The 22,121-nt window shown below is 70.3% G+C and carries 17 protein-coding genes and 1 pseudogene; 9 read left to right on the top strand and 9 right to left on the bottom strand.

The genetic code is table 11. The features are described from left to right. Positions 1–215: 215 nt before the first annotated feature. The 3 genes and pseudogenes from OG782_RS36035 to OG782_RS36025 all read left to right on the top strand — a co-directional run. Positions 216–407, top strand: a pseudogene (locus OG782_RS36035) (hypothetical protein); the annotation flags it as partial. Positions 408–605: 198 nt separating this feature from the next. Then, positions 606–2,312 carry a lysyl oxidase family protein gene (locus OG782_RS36030; protein WP_406458388.1) on the top strand — a complete coding sequence of 569 codons (1,707 nt, stop codon included), beginning with the start codon at positions 606–608 and terminating at the stop codon, positions 2,310–2,312. A gap of 362 nt (positions 2,313–2,674) precedes the next feature. After that, positions 2,675–3,379, top strand: a complete 705-nt coding sequence (locus OG782_RS36025; protein WP_406458386.1) for a hypothetical protein — start codon at positions 2,675–2,677, stop codon at positions 3,377–3,379. A gap of 100 nt (positions 3,380–3,479) precedes the next feature. Here OG782_RS36025 and OG782_RS36020 read toward each other — a convergent pair whose 3' ends face one another. From OG782_RS36020 to OG782_RS36005, 4 genes are all read right to left on the bottom strand, one after another. Beyond that, on the bottom strand, positions 3,480–3,683 hold the full coding sequence (locus tag OG782_RS36020; protein ID WP_018104984.1) for a cold-shock protein: 204 nt from the start codon (positions 3,681–3,683) through the stop codon (positions 3,480–3,482). Positions 3,684–4,019: 336 nt separating this feature from the next. After that, complete coding sequence (locus tag OG782_RS36015) at positions 4,020–4,718, bottom strand: NUDIX domain-containing protein (protein WP_406458384.1); 699 nt, start codon at positions 4,716–4,718, stop codon at positions 4,020–4,022. Continuing rightward, positions 4,715–5,092 carry a DUF4406 domain-containing protein gene (locus OG782_RS36010; RefSeq protein WP_406458382.1) on the bottom strand — a complete coding sequence of 126 codons (378 nt, stop codon included), beginning with the start codon at positions 5,090–5,092 and terminating at the stop codon, positions 4,715–4,717. The genes OG782_RS36015 and OG782_RS36010 overlap by 4 nt, the downstream gene beginning before the upstream one ends. Positions 5,093–5,120: 28 nt before the next feature. After that, positions 5,121–5,906 carry a DeoR/GlpR family DNA-binding transcription regulator gene (locus tag OG782_RS36005; RefSeq protein WP_406458380.1) on the bottom strand — a complete coding sequence of 262 codons (786 nt, stop codon included), beginning with the start codon at positions 5,904–5,906 and terminating at the stop codon, positions 5,121–5,123. A 104-nt stretch (positions 5,907–6,010) separates the two neighbouring features. Between OG782_RS36005 and OG782_RS36000 the strand changes: the two genes are divergently transcribed. Next, a complete protein-coding gene (locus tag OG782_RS36000) occupies positions 6,011–7,123 on the top strand; it encodes a PucR family transcriptional regulator (RefSeq protein ID WP_406458378.1) in 1,113 nt (370 codons plus the stop codon). 144 nt (positions 7,124–7,267) lie between these two features. On the opposite strand, the gene OG782_RS35995 is transcribed toward OG782_RS36000, so the two are convergent. From OG782_RS35995 to OG782_RS35985, 3 genes are all read right to left on the bottom strand, one after another. Beyond that, complete coding sequence (locus OG782_RS35995) at positions 7,268–8,668, bottom strand: carboxylesterase/lipase family protein (protein WP_406458376.1); 1,401 nt, start codon at positions 8,666–8,668, stop codon at positions 7,268–7,270. Between the two features lie 110 nt (positions 8,669–8,778). Continuing rightward, complete coding sequence (locus OG782_RS35990; RefSeq protein WP_406458374.1) at positions 8,779–9,666, bottom strand: alpha/beta hydrolase family protein; 888 nt, start codon at positions 9,664–9,666, stop codon at positions 8,779–8,781. A 331-nt stretch (positions 9,667–9,997) separates the two neighbouring features. After that, positions 9,998–11,560, bottom strand: coding sequence for a long-chain-fatty-acid--CoA ligase (locus OG782_RS35985; RefSeq protein ID WP_406458372.1), 1,563 nt, complete (start codon positions 11,558–11,560; stop codon positions 9,998–10,000). A 139-nt stretch (positions 11,561–11,699) separates the two neighbouring features. On the opposite strand from OG782_RS35985, the gene OG782_RS35980 reads away from it, so the two are divergent. From OG782_RS35980 to OG782_RS35960, 5 genes are all read left to right on the top strand, one after another. Next, positions 11,700–12,917 (top strand): PucR family transcriptional regulator, encoded by a 1,218-nt coding sequence (locus OG782_RS35980; RefSeq protein WP_406458370.1) that lies wholly within the window; start codon positions 11,700–11,702, stop codon positions 12,915–12,917. A 171-nt stretch (positions 12,918–13,088) separates the two neighbouring features. Continuing rightward, positions 13,089–14,840, top strand: a complete 1,752-nt coding sequence (locus OG782_RS35975; protein WP_406458368.1) for a ricin-type beta-trefoil lectin domain protein — start codon at positions 13,089–13,091, stop codon at positions 14,838–14,840. 418 nt (positions 14,841–15,258) lie between these two features. Next, on the top strand, positions 15,259–16,089 hold the full coding sequence (locus OG782_RS35970; protein WP_406458366.1) for a helix-turn-helix transcriptional regulator: 831 nt from the start codon (positions 15,259–15,261) through the stop codon (positions 16,087–16,089). A 254-nt stretch (positions 16,090–16,343) separates the two neighbouring features. Further along, the gene (locus OG782_RS35965; protein ID WP_406458365.1) at positions 16,344–17,393 is read left to right on the top strand and encodes a PhlD; all 1,050 of its coding nucleotides are present in this window, start codon (positions 16,344–16,346) and stop codon (positions 17,391–17,393) included. A gap of 358 nt (positions 17,394–17,751) precedes the next feature. Then, positions 17,752–20,397: a Helicase associated domain protein gene (locus OG782_RS35960; protein ID WP_406458363.1), complete on the top strand. Its 2,646-nt coding sequence runs from the start codon at positions 17,752–17,754 to the stop codon at positions 20,395–20,397. Positions 20,398–20,528: 131 nt separating this feature from the next. Here the strand turns inward: OG782_RS35960 and OG782_RS35955 are convergent, their stop codons facing one another. Beyond that, positions 20,529–21,140, bottom strand: coding sequence for a hypothetical protein (locus OG782_RS35955; RefSeq protein ID WP_406458361.1), 612 nt, complete (start codon positions 21,138–21,140; stop codon positions 20,529–20,531). Positions 21,141–21,437: 297 nt separating this feature from the next. Beyond that, complete coding sequence (locus tag OG782_RS35950; RefSeq protein ID WP_406458359.1) at positions 21,438–22,085, bottom strand: NUDIX hydrolase; 648 nt, start codon at positions 22,083–22,085, stop codon at positions 21,438–21,440. Positions 22,086–22,121: the final 36 nt, after the last annotated feature.

The following is a 22,121-nucleotide window of genomic DNA, read 5'->3' as shown; positions in this document are numbered from 1 at the left end:
CGGTGCTGAGGGGACAGGTTTCTAGCAGGTGACGCTTTTGTCAACGGTCCGCACACCGGTCCCGCACTGGCCCGCACCGGCGTGCAGCTCGGCGCCACCCCGCGGATCGCAGGTCGGAGCAGCCTTCTCGGCCATGGCGGCCGGCAGCGCCAGGCATGGAACCCCCTCGGCATGGATACGTTCACCGGCCACCTGGACGCGGCGCGGGAGTGATGGTCCGCCGCCGCCTCGCGGCGGAAGGGCTCGCCACCGACGAGGAGATCGACCGTCACCTGGCGCACGGCGCCACCGGACGCCTCGACACAGGCCCTTGCCTGTCTCATCCCGAACAGGGGACAAGAGGGCGGGAGTCGGCACTTAGCACAACCAAGCAGCAGACGAGCGTAAACATCTCAATATCGGCCTGATCAAGTGCGTACAAGCGGTATTCGGCCAACGATCGGCCTCTCGGCGGAGCCGAGACAACCCCAGATGCGGTCCCCCTGCTCTCACAGGCCGGACACAGGTTCGCGCACGGAGCCCCTGACCTCTGCCGGCAGGCACAGCGTGTACGTGGGCGGGCTGTTCGTCCTCCGTCCCAGCAGGCAATCGGAAAACGAGGAACGATGACCGGATCCCAGCATCCCCGCCTATGGCGTTCGGCGATCGCCGCCGGAGTGTCAGTCGCTGTCGTCGCCGGTGTCGTCGCCGCCGCGCCCGACAGCAAAAAGGCGCAGGCCACACCGGAGTTCAGCCTGATCGCCGCCACCACATCGGTGACCCTCGACTCCTGGAAGGAAGATCCCGGCGTCTACCTGGACCTCGGCACCTACCTCACCGCTGACGGCGGCCCGCTCGAGATCAAAGTGACCCGCAAGTCCTACAAGGACCCCGTGGTCGCCACCCAGATCATCCGCGAGGGGAACAAGACCCGGACCAGGACCCTCCCCGAGGGAGTGGTGAAGGACTTCTCCGGGCTGCCCGACTTCGCGCGGATCGAGGTCACGGACGCGGCCGGGAAGAAGGTGCTGGCCAAGACCGAGGCGTTCTGTCCCAACAACGCTTCGGGGCGTGTCCGTCCCGACGCCCCGGCCAAGTCGAAGTATCCGGAGAGCTGCCCGACGAACCCGTTCACACTCGGTTCGGTGTGGGGTGTCGAGAAGGGCTGGGCCTCCAACACCTACGCCGGATACTCCTCGGCTCCGGTGGTGCTCCCTGCCGGAAAGTACACCGCCAAGGTTTCCGTGACGAAGCGGTATCGCGATCTGTTCGGCATGGCCGACAAGCCCCAGAAGATCAAGGTGACGGTACGCGAACGGAGTTGGGAGGATCCGCAGGGGCAGACAAGGACCGCGGCCGGGCATGGATCCCACATGTCCGGGCACTCCGGCCACGCCGGGCACGGCGCCATGCGGGCTCCGGCACCCGCCGCGGCAACGAGCGGCGCGACCCCGTCGTACAACGTCGGCCACGGGCCGCTCACTGCCGCACCGCCCGCTCTGCCGTGGGCGGTCAAGAAGGCAGCCGGTCCGAAGGCGGCCCAGGTGGGTGACGCTCCGGGACAGACCGACGGCTCCCGGCAGGCGCCCGCAGCACAGCCCAACGCCAAGCGTCCGACGGGCAGGGCTGCCGTCCCGAACGTGCCCAAGCCCGATCTCCGGTCACTGCCCGCCTACGGCATCATGATCAGTGACGCCGAGGGCGACGCTCCGAACAAGGACTATCTGGCCTTCAGCGCCAACGTATGGAACGCGGGCCCCGCACAGCTCGTGGTGGACGGCTTCCGTACCCCCGGCAAGGCGCTGATGGACGCCTACCAGTACTTCTACGACGCCAAGGGCAAGCAGGTCGGCTACACGCCGACCGGCACCATGGAGTGGGACCCTCGTCCGGGCCACGAGCACTGGCACTTCACCGACTTCGCCAGCTACCGGCTGCTCAAGGCGGACAAGAAGGAGACCGTGCGCAGCGGCAAGGAGGCGTTCTGCCTGGCCAACACCGATGCGGTCGACTACACGGTGAAGAACGCCAACTGGCACCCGCAGAACACCGACCTGTCCACCGCCTGCGGACAGGAGAACTCGATCTCGGTACGCGAGGTGCTCGACATCGGCTCCGGAGACACGTACACGCAGGACCTCCCCGGCCAGTCGTTCGACATCACCAAGCTGCCGAACGGCACGTACTTCATCCAGGTGCTGGCCAACCCCGAGAAGCGGCTCAAGGAGACCAACCTCAAGAACAACAGCGCGCTGCGCAAGGTGGTCCTGGGCGGCAAGCCGGGCGCGCGCACGGTGACCGTTCCCGCCCACGACCTGGTCAACGCCAACTGATCCAGGACAGATGGATGCCGGCCCCCGGTGCGACCGCCGGGGGCCGGCGTACGGCGCGGCCCTGCCGGGCGGTCAGCGCAGGACATGCTCCTGCGGCTGCTCCGGACCCGGGGCAGCCGCGCCGGGTACAGGGGTGGCGGAACGCCCGGACGGAACAACTGTCAACACCGCGCCGCCCTATGCCGGAGCACACGGGGCACTTGCCCGGGCTCCGTGAACCGTTGGGCCGGCCCCTGCTGGAGGGTCCGGGCCCGCTCACGAAGATCCGCACACCAGTGCAGGACACCCACGACGGTAACCGCACGCTGTCAAACGTGAGTAGCATCCGGCAGCAACCTCATGGAGAAGGAGCGTGAACCACCGTGGGCAACGCAGACAGCGACAGGCAGAGCGTGCAGAGCGTCTATGCCGAGCGATTCGCCGCAGACCTCGCCACCAACCGCTCGGAGCAGGGAGAGATCGCTGCGCGTATCTCCGAGCTGGAAGCACGTCTGGAGCAGCTCAGGATGGATGAGGGCTGGCTGACCGGCATGCAGGGCAAGGTGCCGGCCGCCGCTCCGGCCGCTCGGCCGGTCTCCGCCCCGGCCACCGGCTCCGCCGCGCCGGGCGCAGAGCCCCAGGCCGCCACGGCCGTCCCCCAGCCGCGGCCTGCGACGGGTACGGATGCGACGCCCCCGGCACTCAAGGGCGCGGGCAGGAAGCGGGCCGCCGCTGGAAGGAGCGCCGCCGCACCAAAGGCGGCCAAGAAGACCGGCGGGAGCGCGGCCGTGAAGAAGAGTGCCGCCTCAGACGTTGCCCCGGCTGCCGAGGCGCCGCTGCTCCAGCTCGTCCGTGCGCTCCTGCCTGTCGGCGAGCCGCGGCTGGTGCGCGAGGTCCACGCGGATCTGGAGAAGGCGCATCCCAGCCGCAAGACGTCCACGCAGGTGGTGCGCAACACCCTGGAGACGCTCGTCAAGCGGGGTGTCATCAGCAAGGGAAACCAGAAGGGGTCGGTGCTGTACACGGCACCCGAGCCGGCCGCCGAGACGGAGCCGGCCGAGCCCGGCATGGCTTCCGCCGGGGCCTGAAACCGCAGGTACGGCACGGCGCAACGCTCCCGTCACCGGCCGGCAGCACACCGGGCCCTCGGAAGCTTCTCCGAGGGCCCGGGTGTATGCGGCGGCGCGATCAGGCAGCGGTGATGTTCTCCGCCTGCGGGCCCTTCTGGCCCTGGGTGATGTCGAAGGTGACTGCCTGGCCCTCCTGGAGCTCACGGAAGCCACTGGCGTTGATGTTCGAGTAGTGCGCGAAGACGTCCGGCCCGCCGCCGTCCTGCTGGATGAAGCCGAAACCCTTTTCGGCGTTGAACCACTTGACGGTTCCGCTGGCCATGCCGGTGCCTCTCGGTCGAAATCGGGATCCGCACCACGCGGTCCCGGTGGTGTCCTGGTCCGCCCGCACAGCAAGGCGCCCGTGCCGTAGCACGGGCCGGTACGACGAACCTCGACATCCGGGAGTGACGCTACATGGCGAATCCTCTCTCCACCAGAGAGCAACGGCGGTATCGCGTCGGCGTCGTCCCGGCACACCGGGCCGTAATGCGCCGCGACTTCACGCGATGGCCTGTCGTCAGGCCGATGGACGCCGGGTACGAGCACCGGGCGCGCGCGTGCGGGACTTCGGCGGAGCCGCGTCGTCCGTCCCGGAGGGACAGCGTCCGGCCGGCCGTTACCCGGCGGTGGTGCGCCGGCGGTCCGGGGACGGGGAGGGGATTGGCCGGAACGGCCCGTCGAGCGCCGCCCACTGGAGCAGCATGATGGTCTTGGCGTCGGCGATGTCCCCGGTGCGTATCCATGCGAGTGCCTCGTCGAAGGGCAGCTCCACCGTTTCGATGTCCTCGCCCTCGGCTGCGATTCCGTGCGCACCGGCCGCAGGCGGCACCGGCTCGTAGGGGGCGGCGAAGAAGTGCAGCCGTTCGGTGACCGACCCCGGGCTCATGTAGACGTGGAAGACCGGCTCGGGGGTCCCGATGGTGTGGCCGGTCTCCTCGGCCGCCTCCCTGCGGATGGCTTCCTCCGGCGCTTCGCCGTCGAGGAGTCCGGCGGCGGTCTCGATCAGCATCCCGTCGGGGTGTCCGTTGACGTATGCGGGCAGGCGGAACTGGCGGGTCAGCAGCACGGTGCGGCGGGCGACGTTGTGGAGCAGGACCGTGGCGCCGTCGCCCCGGTCGTAGGTCTCGCGCTGCTCCCGGCTCCAATGACCGTCGCTGTGCCGGTAGTCGAAGGTCGTCCGGCGCAGGACGTACCAGTCGCAGGAGAGCACCTCCACGTCCCTGACGCGCACCCGCGCATTCCCGGTCAGCTCCCGGCCGTGCTGGTCCAGGCCGGTGCGCCCTCGCCGGTCCGGGGTGTCCAGTCCGGCGGTCACCGCGCGGCCGGGATGTCGTCGATTCCGGTGTACACGTCCAGGCCCCGGTCCCGGGCGACCGTCACCATGCGGTCAGCGCCGTCCGAGGCACCCCCGATCCGCAGCACTGCGTCACAGCGTGCCAGCAGCCTTTCGGCGACGGGGTGGAAGATCTCCTGGAAGACAGGGTCTCCCGGGCCGGCGCTTCCCGCGGCCTCGACCAGGGGAAGGGCCAGCGCCTCGCCGGTGACCGGCAGGTGTCCCGCGCGGAAGAGCGCCAGTGCGGTCGTGTTCATCGCCCGTACGTGGGCGGCCAGCTTGGCCGGGTCGTCCCCGGTGCCCGCCCGGTAGGGGCCGGCGACCAGGATCATCAGGGGGCGTGGGACAGCGGTCATGACATGCGCTCCTTGTGGTGGAACCGGTTCAGGCCAGGGTGAGGTGAACGCCCGCGTCACGCAGGGCCGTCAGGGTCGCAGGGCCGTTGGGATGGGTGGCGGGGTCCTCTGCGGCGGCATCGGTGACGAAGTCGTCCACCGCGCCCACGGGAGCGACCTGGCTGAACGCGCGGACCCCGAGCTTGGTCGCGTCCGCCACCGCGACGGTCCGGGCGGCGCCCGCCAGCGCGGCCTGCTTGACGGCCGCGTCGTCCAGCGAGAACTCCGACCACCCGTACTCGGCGTGCACGCCGCCGATGGAGAGCACGAAGCAGTCGAAGGACAGGGCCTCCAGCGTGCGCAGGGCCAGCGGGCCGACCAGGGACCGCTCGCCGGGACGGGACCGGCCGCCGACGACCAGCAGATCGATTCCGGGCCGGTCCGCCAGGCACACCGCGGTCTGCAGGCTGAGGACGGCCACCGTCAGCGGAGCCCGTTCGGCCAGGTGCTGCGCGACGTGCAACGTGGTGGTGCCCGCGTCCAGCAGCACTCTTGAGCCCGGCTCCACCATCGCGGCGACAGCAGCGCCGAGCCGGTCCTTCGTCGCGGCCTGCCACGGCTCACGCGCCGAGAATCCGGCCCCCTCCTCGCGGGACCGCGTGGCGACGGCACCGCCGTGCACTCGGCGCACCAGCCCCTGGCGCTCCAGCGCGTCGAGATCTCTGCGCACGGTCATTTCGGAGACCCCCAGCCGCTGGGAGAGCTCCGACACGGAAACCCGGTCGGAGCCCTGCACCATCCGCAGGGTCAGGTCCAGACGATTGGCGACACCCATGGCCCATTTCTAACATATGAATGTTCGTTTGAACATGATGATGTGAGAGTTTCGGTGTCGGTGTAGTCATTGACGGAAGCCGGTGGCGGTGTGACGATGCGCCGATGCCCGCCCTGCACACACGGATGGCCACGCGCCGCCGTCACCTCACCGCATCCGTCGTCGCCCGCTGTGCGGCGGAAGTGCCGTTCTACGGGGAGCTGCCGCGCCGGACGCTCGAGGGCGAGGTGACGCGTTCGATCACGGCGGTTCACGATCTGCTGCTGCGGGCGCTGCGTGACGGCGGCGCGATGAGTCCGGGTGACCTGACCCGGCTCATCGAGTGGTCGGGGCGCCGGGCCGAGGAACGCGTGCCCCTGGAGGCGGTGATCGCCGCCTATCTCATCGGCGCCGAGGTGTGGTGGCAGGTCCTGGCCGAGACGGCTGAACCCGAGGAACTGACCGGGGCGGGGGCAAGGCTGCTGGCCTGTCTGCACGAGGCCATGCCCGCTGTCGTACTCGCTCACCGCAACGCGCAGGAGGACATCCACAGCGAGGACAAGCGGGTACGGCGGGCGCTGCTGACGGCCCTGCTGACGGGGCGGCCCTACGAGGAACTGGCGGAGGCGGCACAGGTCACGGTGGAGGGCGAGCACGAGGTCGTCGCGTTGGCGTTCGAGCCGAATCCGCCCGCCAGGCTGGTGCAGGCGTCGCTCGAGGCCCGTGCGGGGTTCCCGGTGCTGATGGATCACGTTGCCGGAATCGCGCTGCTGCCCGGTGGTTGCGACCTGACCGGCCTGCTGGAGTCGCTCGGGAAGGAGGTCGGGCAGCGCGTGTTCGCAGCGGCTTCCCCGGCCGTGGGACCGGCGGCTGTTCCCGGGGCGGCGCAGGAGGCCGGGCGCGTACTGGAACTCGTCCGTCGGCTCGGCCGCCCACCCGGCCTGTATCGCCTCGATGACGTGCTCCTGGAGTACCAACTGGCCCGTCCGGGGGACGCGCTCCTGCGGCTGGCCGCCAAGCTGGACCCGTTGGAGGAACACCCGTACCTGCTGGAGACGCTGCGCGTGTTCGTCGACCACGGGCACAACCGTCGCCAGAGCGCACTGGAGCTGTGCATCCACCGCAACACGCTGGATTACAGGCTGCACCGGGTGAGCGCGCTGACCGGCCTGGACCTCACGGTCCCCGCCGAGGCGCGGCTGCTCCAAGCGGCCCTCGTGGCCAGAGAGCTCGCCTGACGGGTGCCCGGTCCGGCCGGGGCGGTGGTGTCGGACCGGGCACCCGTCCACGCGTCGGCAAGGGGTGTGGATTCAGTGCGCGAGGAGCTCGGCAAGGGGTGTGGATCGGCGCAGGAGGTGAAGGGCACTCGTTGACGGCACTCCCTAGAGCCAGGCCTCCAGCTCCTCCTGTCTCGGTGCGAGGGTCACAGCCGTGCCCGGGTGGTCGAAGACCATGACGGGCCGGCGTGCGTCCCAGGCTTCCCAGCCGGGGTCTCCCGTGGCGGCGAACGCGATCCAGGACCGGTGCATGACATCGGCCAGCGGCTGAGGGGCGCCGGGCCCGGTCAGTGCCTCACCGTGGCGGAGGTTGTCGAAGACGAAGGCGATCTCCAGCGCATGGCACGCGCCCAGCTCCAGGACGGGTGAGGGCCAGGCGAACTCGTAGACGTACGTCCGTGCCGGCCGGGAGTCGGCGAGCCGGTTGAGCGGCCCGCGCAGCAACAGGTCCGTGGCCATCTCACCGAGGATCACCCCCGGCTTCGCGCCCGGCCGGGCGGCCCGGTACAGCCGCGCCACCCGCCCGGGGATCCGGAACTTGAGCAGGGCCAGCCGCAGTGTGAGTGCGCTGACGCGGTCCACGGCGCCGCCCGGCACGAACCACAGCCGGTACTCCTCCCGGTTGCAGCCCAGCAGCAGATCGGCCGTGGGCACCGGAGGATCCGCCGGCACGACGTCGTCGTCGACCACGATGTCGAAGCCGGGCCCCCCGCTGATCGGATCGGCCTTGCCGACCACTTCGGTCTGCACGTCCAGCAGTCGCTCACGGTCCAGCGCCGCGAACGCCTGCGCCGTGGCGGGTACGTGAAGCGCCTTGGCCATCGCCCGCACGGTCTTCGCACCCCGGCTGCGCGGCACCGTGTGCGGCGGACCGCTCTGCAGGACGGCCCGGTGGAACAGTCCGGCCGCGCGTGGGGAGGTCGTGAGGGCGGCGATGCTGATGGCTCCGGCGGACTCGCCGCACACCGTGACGTTCCCGGGATCACCGCCGAAGGCCGCGATGTTGTCCCGCACCCAGGTCAGGGCGGCGATCTGGTCCAGCAGCCCCCGGTTGTCGGGTGCGTCGGGGAACACGCCGAATCCCTCGACGCCGAGCCGGTAGTTGACCGAGACAAGGACGACTCCGTCGCGCGCGAAGGCCTCGCCGTCGTACAGCGGCATGGCGGCCGAGCCGTTCCGCAGGGATCCCCCGTGGATCCACACCATCACCGGCAGCGGTCCGCCGCCGGGATCCGGAGTCCAGACGTTGAGGTTGAGGCACTCGTCCCCCGGGATGTTCATGTCGGGGATCAGCTGGTCGAGAGGCGGCCGGTAGGGGCGTTGCGGCGCGGTCGGTCCGTACTCCAGCGCGTCACGCACTCCTTCCCAGGGCTCGACCGGTGCGGGCGCGCGGAACCGGTGGGTGCCGAACGGTGCGGCGGCGTAGGGGATCCCGAGAAACGTGGCGATCCGGTCCCGGACGCGGCCCCGGACCTTGCCTCGGCACGTGGTCGCGATGATGTCCATGTCGTTCCTTTCACGAGGTGTGCCCGCCTCCCCCGTCGCGAAGGCGAGCGGGAGGGGCGGGTACGAGGGGAATCGGGGCACCGCGGAGCCGCGGTGCCGGCCGGCGGTCGCTACGGGGTGACGGCCGGGACGCTCAGGGCGAGGCCGTTGCGACGGACGTCGGACCAGGTGGCGGAGTCGGTGCAGATGCCGCAGCCCGGGCCGAAGAACTGGGCGCGGGCCGTCTGGTCGCCCATGAGCTGGGCACGGAACCACGCCGTGGTGGGAGCGGCGAACGGGCCGGGGTCGCCCACGACGGTGAAGTGGTCGGCTCCCCGTACCTCGCCGTACAGGGCGGGTATGTGGTCGGCCGCGTCATAGAAGGCCTTGACCAGGAAGGGGAAGACGATGCTGTCCTTCTGACCGGCCAGGAGGAGTGCGGGAACGTGCACGGAGTTGATGTTGGCCAGTGGGCCCGGCTGGATCGGCAGGATGGTGTCGATGCGGGGGTCCGAGCCGACGACGATGGCGGCCGCGCCGCCCTGCGAGTGGCCCGATGCGCCGATGTGTTCCAGGTCGACGTGGTTGTGGAAGATGCTGTCCGGGTCGGCGTTCCTGCGGGTGAGCATGTCGATGCCCTCTCGCATGGAGATGCCGAGGTTGGACTGCGGGGTGTTCGCCGCTGCAACGATGAAGCCCTGGCTGGCCCAGTGGAGCAGCAGGTCCCGGTAGACGACGGGGAAGGCGAACGTGCCGTTGCCCCAGACGATCACGGGGTGCGGGCGGTCGCTGTCGGCGATGTCACGCGGGTAGTACAGGGTGGTGATCGCCCCGACTTCCACGGCGGTGGCGTACGGGCCGGGGGCGCCGAAGTCGGTGGCGGCCGCGGTGGGGGCACCGCCTGCGACCGCGGCAGTGCCGGTCGGCGCCGAGGCCGATGATGCTCCCGCGCCGGCCGACGCGGACAGGGCGAGGGTGAGTACGGCCAAGGGGACGAGCAGTTTCCTTCTCCACGACATGGCGGCTCCTTCAGTCAGGGCGAACGGAGTGATTCATCCGGGTCACACCGGTGTTCGATGGCACATCCTGCGGGAGCGATCGGCAGCCGTCTCTGCGCAATCGCGGCAATCACCGACGCCGGGGTTTGTGTGAACTGCCGACAGCCGTAGGCCGGGCGAGGGTGCCATGCTCGGCCTTGCCGACTGCTTGCGCCGGCACCGGCGGGGACATGTCAGGCAGGAGTGCTGTGCGCGTGAGCCTCCGCAGACATCTACGGCAGAAGGGCCGTTCCCGAGAGCCCCCGCAGGCATGTCACGCAAGAGTGCCGTTCCCGTGAGCCCGGCGGGCAAGTCAGGCAGGAGGGACGTCCGCACGGGGCCCCGCGGTCAGTTCGCGCTTGAGGATCTTTCCGGTGGACGTCAGGGGGAGGCTGTCGCGGAACTCCACGCTGCGGGGGTACTTGTAGGCGGCCATGCGCTCCCGGCACCAGGCGATCAGTTCCTCCTCCGTCAGTTCCGAGCCGGGGACGGGGATGACGAACGCCTTCACGTCCTCCCCGTGCGTGGCATGGGGCACGCCCACCACGGCGGCCATGCTCACAGCCGGATGCGTGATCAGGACCTCCTCGATCTCACGCGGATAGACGTTGAAGCCGCCCCGGATGATCAGGTCCTTGACCCGGTCCACGATGTAGTAGTAGCCGTCCTCGTCACGCCGGGCGATGTCCCCGGTACGGAACCAGCCGTCGCGCATCACCGAGGCCGTGTCGTCGGGGCGCCGGTAGTAGCCCTTCATGACGTTGTGGCCGCGGATCGCGATCTCCCCCTGCCCGTCGCCCGCGACGGTCTGCCAGGAATCGTCGATGAGCTTCATGTCCACGCCCACCACCGGCCTTCCGATGGACCCCGGCCTCGGCGGCAGTCCGGGCGGGTTGAAGCAGGCGACGGGCGAGGTCTCCGACAGTCCGTACCCTTCCCGCACGCCCACGCCGAAGGCCTTGCCGAACTGCTGGAGCACCTCGACGGGCAGCGCCGCCCCACCGGAGACGGCGGTACGCAGGTGCGCGGGCGGGGCCAGTTCACCGAGTGCTCCCAGCAGTGCCCAGTACATCGTCGGGACCCCCGCGAAGAACGTCACCCCTTCACGGTGCATCAGGTCGAGGGCCTGCCCGGCATCGAAGCGGGGCTGAAGAACGAGCCTGGCGCCCCGGAGCACGCCCATGTTCAGCACCGCGCTCTGGCCGAAGGCGTGGAACAGCGGCAGAGCGGCGAGCATCACTTCGTCCCCCTCCCCCTTGAACAGGCGGTCGGCGGTCATGGCGTTCATCACCATGTTGCGGTGGGTGAGTTCGGCCCCCTTGGGCCGGCCGGTCGTCCCGCTGGTGTAGAGGATCACGGCCGTGTCCTCCGCGTCCGTGGCCACCGCTTCGGCCGGCGCGGCGCCGCCCACCGTGCCCGCGTTGCCGGCATTCCCGGGGCTCGCGTTCCCGGTCCTCGTGTCTCCGGACCGGGGCAGCAGGAGGAAGTGCTCGCAGCCGGGCACCTCGTCGAAACCGGCCTGCCCCACCTGGGCCAGGGGCAGCTCCGGTGTGCCCTCGAAGCAGAGGAAGGCCTTCGCGCGGGAGTCGGCGAGGTGGTACGCGACCTCCTGCGGGCGCAACAGGACGTTCAGCGGAACCACGACCGCTCCGGCGCGCAGGATACCGAAGTAGGCGGCCGGGAAGTCCGGCACGTTCGGGCAGGTCAGGGCCACCCGGTCACCGCGGCCGACACCGCGGCGCCTCAGTCTGTCGGTAACGGCCTCGGACCGTGCGAGCAGTTGGGCGTAGGTCAGGCGGGTGTCACCGAAGACCAGCGCGGTGCGCTCCGGGTACTCCCGGGCGCTGTGCTCCAGCAGGGACGACAGATTCAGCATGGATTCTCCTCAGCGGCTCGTGAGGAAATGCTGAGGCACAACACATGCCGCACGCGGTGGGCGGATGACCTGGGTTCCGGCACCCACCTTGTGCAACTGCACAATTGCGGCCCGGTGGGTGAACCGTATGCTGACCGGCATGCCAGAGCACCACGCCGATGCCGGCCTGATCGTTCCTCCGCTGCTGTCGGTGTGTGCCGCGGGACTGCTGGAGCACGTCGATGCCCTCGCCGACGAACTGTTCCGCACGATCACCGCGGAGATCGTGCCGTACGCGCAGGCGAGCGACGAGATCCGGGCCGACGTGCGTGACTTCAACGAGCGGAATCTGCATGAGCAGTTGACGTGCATGGCACACCGACGGCCGGTGCGCACGGAAACCACCCGGCAGAGCGTCCGCCGCCGCGCCACACAGGGCGTCCCCCTCGACGCGGTTCTGCATGCCTTCCGCATCGGCTACCGCCTGATGGCCCGCGCCCTCATCGACCGCGCCAAGGAGCGGCCCGGCACGACGATGGACGACATCGCCCAGGCCTCCATGGCGCTGTGGTCGTTGCTCGATGCAGCGTCACAGACGGTCAACGACGTCTACCGGGACACCCTGGTCGGTCTGGCCCGCGCCGACGAGCTGCAGCGGCTGCTGCTCCTCGATGCCCTGCTGACCGGAAAGACGGCCGACTGGGCGATGCTCGGCGGCACCGCCGCCTCACTCGGTCTGCCGGAACAAGGGCCGTACATCTGCGTCGTCGCCGAGCACAGCGACGTCACCTCCATGGAACAGGCCCTGCTGCGCTGCGGGCTGCGCTCCGCCTGGCGCCCCCGTCCCGACGGCGTCGCCGGCATGGTCGCCCTGCCCGACCCCGCCCTCGCCTCCTCCTCCGCGCTCGTCCATGGACCTGCGGTGGTCCTCCAGGCAGTCGGCACCGCGATCACGGGGCGTGCGGGTCTCAGCCCGGCGTATACGCGACTGCGGGAGAGCGCCGATGCCCTGCGCCTGGCAACCCTTGCCCGGGCATCGCTGCCTGCCGGCACGCCCAGGGCGGTCACGCTCGATCATGATCCGGCCGCGGCGCTGGTCGCGGCCGGACACGACCTGGCCCTGCGAATGGCCTTCTCCCTCCTCGGCCCGGTCCTGGCCGCGCCGGACCGCAAGGACCTCATGGAGACGCTCACCGCGTGGCTGGACTCCGCGACCGGATCCACCACCGAGATCGCGGAGATCCTGTACTGCCACCGCAACACCGTCCGCAACCGGCTCGACCGCGTTTCCCGCCTCACCGGACGCTCCCTGCTCCGGCCGGCGGATGTCGCCGCCCTCTACGCCGGGGTGCGGGCCCTGGAGCTCCAGCCTCGGTGAACCGGCGCGGTTGATCGGATCACGTGCGCTCGACAAAGCATGATGCGTGAGTGCAGTTGCCCGAGACGTGGGAGTTTCGAGCATCTATTGACACGCCAGGGCCCATGCACTGCACTGACAGCTCCTACCTTTGTCATGCTCAAGACGATCGACAGGAGTGCGGGTGTCATCATGAAGCGAACTCACCTGACCGGCGGGTGGAGAGCGGCGCTGACCGCCGTGGCCGCCATCGTGACTCTGACAGGAACCCTGGTCACCCCCACGGCCCAGGCCTCCCCCACGGCCACCAGCCCGAGCGGCAACGAACTGGCGCTCACACCGCCCATGGGTTTCAACAACTGGGCGCGCTACGGCTGTGGCACCAACGTCCCGAACAACGGGGACCAGGGACCGACCCAACAGCTCATCCTGGAACAGGCCCAGGCGCTGGTGGACACCGGACTGGCCGGCAAGGGCTATGACACCGTCACCATCGACGACTGCTGGACCACCACGGCCCGCGACACCGACGGGAATCTCGTCGCCGATGCCGCCAAGTTCCCCAACGGCATGGGGTACATCGGAACCCGCCTGCACAGCATGGGGCTCAAATTCGGCATCTACGGCGACATCGGCACGGCGACGTGCGGCGGCTACCCGGGCAGCTGGGGCCACTTCCAGCAGGACGTGGATCTCTTCGCCGCCTGGGGCGTGGACTACATCAAGCTCGATGGCTGCAACATGCCTTCCTCCGCCGGCAGCGCAGCGGGCTACATCGATGCGTACGGCGACTTCGCGGCGGCGATGAGGGCCAACGCCTCCAAGCGCGACATGGTGTTCTCCGAGTCGTCCCCCGCGTACTTCTCCATCGGCGCGTCCGATCTCTCCGACTGGTACGACGTCATCGACGGAGCCTCGAAGAGCGGGCAGCTCTGGCGCAACGGCTATGACGTCAAGATGCGCAACATGGGCGGATCCGCCTGGGACAAGAACACCAACGGCGCCGGAGTCATGGCGCAGTACGGCTACAACTCGCTCCTGTCGCGCTATGCGGCACCCGGAAGCTGGAACGACCCCGATTTCCTCATCACCGGTGACGGGCTCACCGACGAGGAGTCCCGGTCCCAGTTCGCCCTCTGGGCGATGATGGCCTCGCCGCTGATCCTCAGCACGGATGTCGCCTCGCTCAGCGCCGAGTCCCTCGCGACCGTCGGCAATACGGACCTCATCGCCATCGACCAGGATCCGCTCGGCAGGCAGGCCGGAGTCGTCTCCCGCAACGGCACCGTGGACGTCCTGGCCCGGCCCCTGGCCAACGGCGACCGCGCCGTGTCCCTCCTGAACCGTGGCACCGCGGCCGTCCCGGCGAGCACGACACTGGCCGGGGCCGGAATCCTGGGTGACAGTTCGTGCTCCGCATCGGTCAAGAACCTGTGGACCGGAGCCACGACGACCACCGCCACCATCGGCGCCACCCTGCCCCCGCACGGCACGGCCGTCTTCCGGGTCACTCCCGGCGCGGGCTGCACCGGCCAGCAGCCGACCGGCCAGATCACCGGCATCGGCGGCAAATGCGTCGACGACAGCGGCGCGGGCACGGCGGCGGGCAACCCGGTCATCCTGTACGGATGCAACGCCGGAGCCAATCAGCGGTGGAGCCTGCCGGACGACGGCACCGTACGTACGCTGGGCAAATGCCTTGACGCCGTGCATCGGAGCGACAGTACGTACACCGGCTACCGGGCCGTGCTCAACCCCTGCGACGGGAGCACCACGCAGCAGTGGGCGTACGGGCGGAACGGATTCCTGAAGAACACAGGAGTGCCCGGGCACTGTCTCGACTCGTACGCCTCCCGGACGACCGACGGCAATCCTCTGCTCGTCGACACCTGCGCCAATTCCCGGCCGAACCAGCAGAATCAGATCTGGGCGCTGCCCGGGTAGCGGAACCGTACGGGAAACGACGGCGGTGCGGCCGGCAGGGGGGCTGCCGACCGCACCGGAATCCGCCCCGCCTCGGCCCGGGGGCCGAGGTGAGTGGCGGAAAGAGCCGGATCAGCAGACCGTGCCGCGAAGGCCCCCTGGTCAGGGGCGAATTACGGTCTGCCGGTCAAGCCCTTCCCACCACCGTTCTGAACGGCGCGGAATTCGACTGCAAGCACCGCCGAGGCAGGGCCGCACGAATCACCGCACGTCAGGCAGGGGCCGAGCCGCCCCGAGGAGCCGCAGACCAGTGCCTCACGCACTCCAGCATGGAAGGTAAACAGACCGTTTTCTACGTCCAGTTTTTAGCGCTAACCCCCGTGGCGCCAATTAGGCTCACGCCCGCTCAACGTGGCCCATACACGGGGGATTTGATCGCATGACCAACACCAACAAGGCAGCGCTCCGCACCCTGCTGAAAGACCGTCGGGCGTTGATCGACCCCACCGGGCACGGGTTCCACCGCTCGTCACGGCAGGGCCGGCGTGCCCCCGGGCTGTCCCAGCACCAGGTCGACCATCTCCTGCACCGGACCCCCGGCACGTACCGGCGTCTCGAGTCCGGGGCCTGGCCGAGGCCCGACATCGGCTTCCTGCGCGATGTCGCGATGCTCTTCGCACTCAACGAGCAGGAGTGGGTGTCCCTGTGCCGGTACGCCGGCATAGGCGACCCGCCCGGCCCGCTCACCCCCCGCTCGGGGAAGGAGGTCCCCGGCGTGTGGCAGGAGGCCGTCGACGGCATGACGCACCCCGCGTACGTCACCGACGCCTCATGGGAACTCATCGCCCACAACGCCGAGTTCGCCCGGCTCTTCCCCGACCGCCGTGTGCCCGCCAACACCATGCGCTGGATGGTCCTCGACCCCCAGGGGCGCACCATGCTCACCGACTGGGCCACCGCGTGGGCGCCCCTCGTCCTGCCGCAGCTCCGGGCCGCCCTCGCCTCCAGGCCGGAGGACGAGGTGTTGTGCCGGCTCGAGAGAGAGGTCATGGCCGACCCGGATTGTGCGCCGATCTGGGAATCGGGCGGCGCCCACATCCACCCCGACGGCGACGAGCGTCCCCTCCTCCACGCCGTCGACGGCCCCGGCTGGGTCACGATGTGCGCCGCGCAGCCCATGACCGCCCCGGGCGCCCGCCTGATCGTCCTCGTCTTCCACCCCGGGGCGCGGCGTGCCCACTCCCGCACCCCCGTGCTCCGCGCCCCGTAAGACACCTCGGGCGGCCTGATCCACAGGAGGGACGGCCGATCCGGCGGGCGGGCACTCCGAGGCCGCCGAACCCGCGTGCACGTGAATCCGCCGGGGCGCCGTGACCGTGGTCGGCGAGTGCCGCGAACCCGAACGGAACGGCACGCCCGGTCCGTTCCCGGCAATGCCCTGATCAGGGCAACGGCCCGTCCGGCGTGGCTTAGGTTGTCCTCACCCCCCACATCGCCGCCGCTCCCTGTCTGCCGGAGGATGTCGTGCCCGCCTTCATAGCCCGCCCCAGCACTGTGTTCCCTGCCCACAGGGTCGCCACCGCAGAGATCTCCGACGACATCCGCACCCACCACCCCGGCCACCCACGGCTGGGCGCGATCCTCCGCATCGTCGCCAACACCGGTGTGAACAACAGGTTCTTTACCAGGCCGCTGGGGGCGCCGACGGTGTCCGGGACCGCGGGCATCGGGGACCGGGCGATCGCGGCGTTCGGCGACGCGGTGCACATGGCGGAGAGGGCGGCGCGGGACACCCTCGGCGCCCACGGCCTCGGCCCGGGCGACGTGGACGCGATCATCACGACGCACTCCACCGGATGGGCCGTCCCGAACCTGGACATCCATCTCGTCGACCGCCTCGGACTCCGGCCCGACGTCCGCAGGATCGCGCTGACGACGATGGCATGCGCCGGCGGCACCCAGGCACTGATCCGGGCGGTCGACATGGTGACCGCCAGACCCGGATCGACCGTTCTCGTCGTCGCCGCCGAAGTCATCTCCGCCGTCTACAACCACCGGGACGAAGCGGTCGAGCACATGATCTACAAGGCGTTGTTCGGGGACAGTGCCGCCGCCGCCCTCGTCACGGGTGTGCCGGTCGGCCCGGGCCTGTGCGTCGAGTCCCCGGCGGACACCTATGAACACGTCCTGCCGCACAGTCTGACCCGGTACTCCGGTCGCGCCGACGACACCGGCTTCCACTTCGACAGCACCAAGGAGGCGTTGAGCGCCGCGGACGACGTCCTGCCCCACCTCATGGACTGGCTCGGCCCCCTTAAGGTCGACTTCGCCGTCATTCACCCCGGCAGCGCCCGCATCATCAGCGACACCGCCACCGCCCTCGGCCTCGACGCCCATGACAGCCGCCATTCCACCGACACGCTCGCCGACGAAGGCAACCTCGGCGGCGTCTCCGTGCTCCGGATCCTCGAACGCACCCACGCCGAACCCCCGCCCGGCGGGGCCACCGGCGTAGCGGTCGCGTACGGTCCCGGGTTCGCCACCGCGGCCCTGCGCGGCACCTGGACCACGTGAGCCGCAGGGGTACGTACTGCACGGCGGGCACAATGCGTACGGAATCCACCGGCAGGGCCCAGGGCATACGGGCCGAACCACGAACGGACAGCTGTCCGAGGAAGCGGGCCAGGTGACCGCCGCAGTACTCGTCCACGGCCTGTACCACCGCCCCGAACACGCTCGTCGTGGAACTCGTACGGGAACTCCTCGCGGTACCGGCCGGCCGGCGGATTCGGTCCCGGCACCCCGGTTCTGAAAGGGTCCACCCAGGCCCCGGCCACACCACCGCGGGGTCGGTCTCGCATTCCGCTGCCGCTCCGGCAGAATCTTGCAGGGAAGCCGTCGCGCGGGCGCCTTCCGGCAGAACGGACAGCACGTGATCAGTCTCCGTGAACATCAGGTGGCGGCACAGGCCCGCATCCGGGAATGGGCCGGGTTCCCGGCACGGTCCGAGGTGCCCGGACGAGGTGCGCGCGCCACCATCGTGTCCGCCACCGGATCGGGCAAGACGATCACGGCCGCCTCGGCGGCGCTGGAGAGCTTCCGTGGCGGCCGGGTTCTCGTCATGGTGCCGACCCTTGACCTTCTCGTGCAGACCGCCCGTGTGTGGCATCTGGTCGGTCACCGGGCGCCGATGGTCGCGGTGTGCTCGCTGGAGAGGGACGCCGTCCTGGAGCAGCTGGGGGTGCGTGCGACCACGAACCCCATCCAGCTGGCCCTGTGGGCCGGGCACGGTCCGGTCGTCGTGTTCGCGACGTACGCCTCGCTCGTGGACCGGGACGATGTCGAAGCCCCGTGGGACCGGCGGAAGGTTCGGGGACCGCTGGAGACCGCTCTGGCCGGCGGCGAGCCTCTGTACGGGCAGTCCATGGACCCGTTCGACCTGGCGGTCGTGGACGAGGCGCACGGTACCGCCGGGGATCTCGGCCGGGCGTGGGCCGCGATCCACGACAACCAGCGCATCCCGGCGGACTTCCGGCTCTACCTCACCGCCACTCCCCGCATCCTGGCCGCACCCCGGCCACCGAAGGGCAAGGACGGCCGCGAGCTGGACATCGCCTCCATGGCGTCCGATCCGGCCGGTACGTACGGCGAGTGGATCCATGAGCTCGGGCTCTCGGAGAGCATCGAGCGCGGCATCCTCGCGGGCTTCGAGATCGACGTCATCGAGATCCGCGACCCGGAACCGGTGAGCGGCCGGTCCGAGGAAGCGCTGCGCGGGCGCCGTCTGGCGCTGCTGCAGACGGCCCTTCTGGAGCACGCGGCGGCACACGGACTGCGGACCGTCATGACGTTCCACCAGCGCGTCGAGGAAGCGGCCGCGTTCGCTGGGAACCTGCGCGAAACGGCGGCCGAGCTGTACGCGACCGAGGCGTCCGACAGATTTCGTGAGTACGCCGCCGCGCTGCCACCGTCCTCCATCGAAGCGCGGCTCTACGATCTTCCGCCCTACCGGCACTCCCCCGCCGACCGGGTCTGGGCGGACTGGCTGTGCGGCGACCACCTCGTCTCCGAACGGCGCGAGGTCCTGCGCCAGTTCGCGAACGGCATCGACGCCCGCGACCAGCAGATGCACCGGGCGTTCCTCGCGTCCGTCCGAGTCCTCGGAGAAGGCGTGGACATCGTCGGCGAGCGCGGCGTGGAGGCCGTGTGCTTCGCGGACACCCGTGGCTCCCAGGTCGAGATCGTCCAGAACATCGGAAGGGCGCTCAGGCCCAATCCCGACGGCACGACGAAGGTCGCCAGAATCATCGTGCCGGTCTTCCTCGAGCACGGCGAGGACCCTGAGGACATGGTCGCCTCGGCCTCGTACGCGCCACTGGTCGCTGTGCTGAACGGCCTGCGCTCACACGACGAGCGGCTCGTGGAGCAGCTGGCCTCCCGCGCCCTGTCACGGAGCAGCCACGAGCGGCCCGTCCACGTGAAGCGGGAGGCGGACGGGCGGATCGTCGACGCCGGCGGGGAAGGCGGGAGCGGTGACCGGTTCGGGGAGCAGGCCATGGAGGAGACCGCGCTGCTGCACTTCGCCACCCCGCGCGACCCGGCCACCATTGCCGCGTTCCTGCGCACCCGCGTCTTCAGGCCCGAATCGCTCGTGTGGCTCGACGGCTACCAGGCGTTGCGCCGGTGGCGGGCGGAGAACGGGATCACCGGGCTGCACGCCGTGCCGTACGACACGACGACGGAGGTCGGTGTCACGAAGTCGTTCCCGCTGGGCCGGTGGGTGCACCAGCAGCGGCGCGCGTACCGCACCGGCGAACTGGAGGCGCACCGCAAGGAACAGCTCGACCACGAGGGCATGGTGTGGGAGCCCGGGGACGAGGCGTGGGAGACGAAGCTCGCCGCCCTGCGCTCCTACCACCGCGCCCATGGGCATCTGGCACCGCGCCAGGACGCCGAGTGGGGTGAGGGGGACGTCGACCTGGTGCCCGTCGGGCAGGTCATGGCCAATCTGCGGAGGAAGGGCGGCCTGGGCAAGGACCCCGAACGGGCCGGGCTGCGCTCCGCTCAGCTCGCTGCCGTCGATGAGGACTGGGCGTGCCCGTGGCCGCTGGACTGGCAGCGCCACTACGCCGTGCTCCGCGACCTCGCCCGTGACGAACCCGGCGGAACGCTGCCCCTGATCCGGCCCGGCGTCATCTTCGAGGGAGACGATCTGGGCAAGTGGCTGGTGCGGATGGCCCGTGACTGGCCGCAGTTGTCCGCCGCCCAGCGGCAGCGGCTGACCGCACTCGGCGTCCGCCCTGCCCGGCGCCCGCCCCGGGCCCGTTCCGCCAAGGGGCCGGGCACGATGCCGGCAGCCTTCCGACGAGGTCTGCAGGCACTCGCCCAGTACGTCGCCCGGGAGGGCGCGGGCACGCCCGTGCCGCGCGGGCACCTCGAAGAGATCCCGGCCGTCGGCAAGACGGAGCCGGTGGCCGTGCGGCTGGGCGTATGGATGTCGAACACCAAGGCCCGCCGCGACGGACTCACCGACCAGCAGCGCGCCGCCCTCGCGAAGCTGGGCATCACGTGGGTGTGACTCACTACGTGACCGGCTGAGTCCGTCGGGCGTGCCCGAGGGCGGATGCGCAGGCGTACGGGACGACGTACCCGGATCGGACGATGCGGAGTCCGGGCACATACGCCGGTGTTCCGGGATATGGGGCGAGGTCAGCCGAACCATACGAGCAGCCGGACGTTGTCGTCCCCGTGTAGGGCTGCGAGCTCCCGCATCGCCTGCCACACCGCGGCCCAGCGTCCCTCGTCCGGAGGGACGAGCATCCTCGCAGTGAGGATCACCGGGCGATACACGGCTCCGTTCAGGTGCACCTCGCCGCCCCGTGGCCACTCCGACGGGGCGAGGAGCAGATCCCCGCCGAAGACGTCGGCTGCCGCCTCGCTCACCTCGGGCGTGGCCCATGGCACGTCGTACAGGACGAGTTCGCCGTCCTCGCCGGGCCGCCACTCCCCCACCCAGGACCACGCGGGCCCGTCGGCCAGTGGTGCGTCCCAGTCGACCGCCGCGATCTCGGCCCACGTGGCGTACGTATGACTGTGCTGGTAGTCGATGCCGCCGGCCTCCCGTACCGGGTCCGAAACGTCGTCCGGAAGCCCTCGGCCGTCGAAGAGCGGGCGCTCCACACCCGACGCCCTGCTGACCCCGAAGAGGCAGTCCCATGCGTCGTGGTCCCGGCCCAGCCGGAAGTCCAGCAGATCGGCCTCTGTCTCCCAGCACCCGTCGGCCGAACGGCTCTCGATCGCGCCGTCGATGTCCGTCCCCATGCGGATGACCCTAAGGGGTGTCCTCAGCGGCCAGGTCCTGTCGCCAGTGGCCCGGTCCTGTCGTCAGCCGCCGGGCAATGCCGTCCCGTATATGCAGAGCCGCACGGCCAACGGCCCCGCCTCTCGGGCGCGGACCGTTGACCGTCGGCCCCAGCGGGTGTCCGGGGATTCCTCCGCCACCTGCTCCCGTGTCCGGGCTCGCGTGCTCATGCTCATGCTCATGCTCATGCTCATGCTCATCGTCCGAGTCGGCACCATCCGCAGCCGGTTCGGGGCCGGCCGGCGTGCAGGGCTGTTCTAGACGGGGAGGTTCACCGGGCGGCTTGCGGCCGGTACGGCGTTGCGGGCATGGAGGAGCGTGAGCGCCGCCAGTGTCAGGCCGCAGGTGATCCGGCCTTCGGCCAGCCACCGGGGCAGTTCCTCGGGCCTCATCCACACGGGTTCGGTGACGGACTCCATGGCCTCCGGCTCGGCGGGCTGCGCCGTCGCGGGGTCCACCTGCGCGACGAAGACGTGGACCGGGGCGGCCAGGATGCCGGTGTCGGCGTGGATGAGCCCGAGCGAGCTCATGTTCCGGCTGACCAGGCCTGTCTCCTCCCGCAGTTCACGAGCGGCGGCTTCCTCAAGTCCTTCGTCGGCCTCGACCCCGCCCCGGGGGAACTCCAGGGATGCGGCCTGTACGGGGTAGCGGTAGGCGGTCACGAGGGCGTACCCGTCGGGCCCGACGGGAACCACGACGACACCCTCCTGGTTCCACTGCCATCGCAGATACTGTCCGGCAGCCCCGGACGGGGCGATCACGTCGTCGTTGTACAGGGTGCCGAAGCGGTTGTGAAACACGGCCACCTCCCGGACACGTCGGATGGGCGGCGGTTCATCGACGGGCAGTGTGGACGTCGGTTCATCGACGGGCAGTGCGGACGTCGGTCCGGTCACCGTGGTCACTTGGCCTCCTTCGGGGATCTCCACACCCATGGAGGT

The organism is Streptomyces sp. NBC_00876 (assembly GCF_045207435.1).
Taxonomy (GTDB): Bacteria; Actinomycetota; Actinomycetes; order Streptomycetales; family Streptomycetaceae; genus Streptomyces.
The sequence above is the reverse complement of the archived record's forward strand: the minus strand, read 5'-3'. Positions and strand labels throughout refer to the sequence as shown.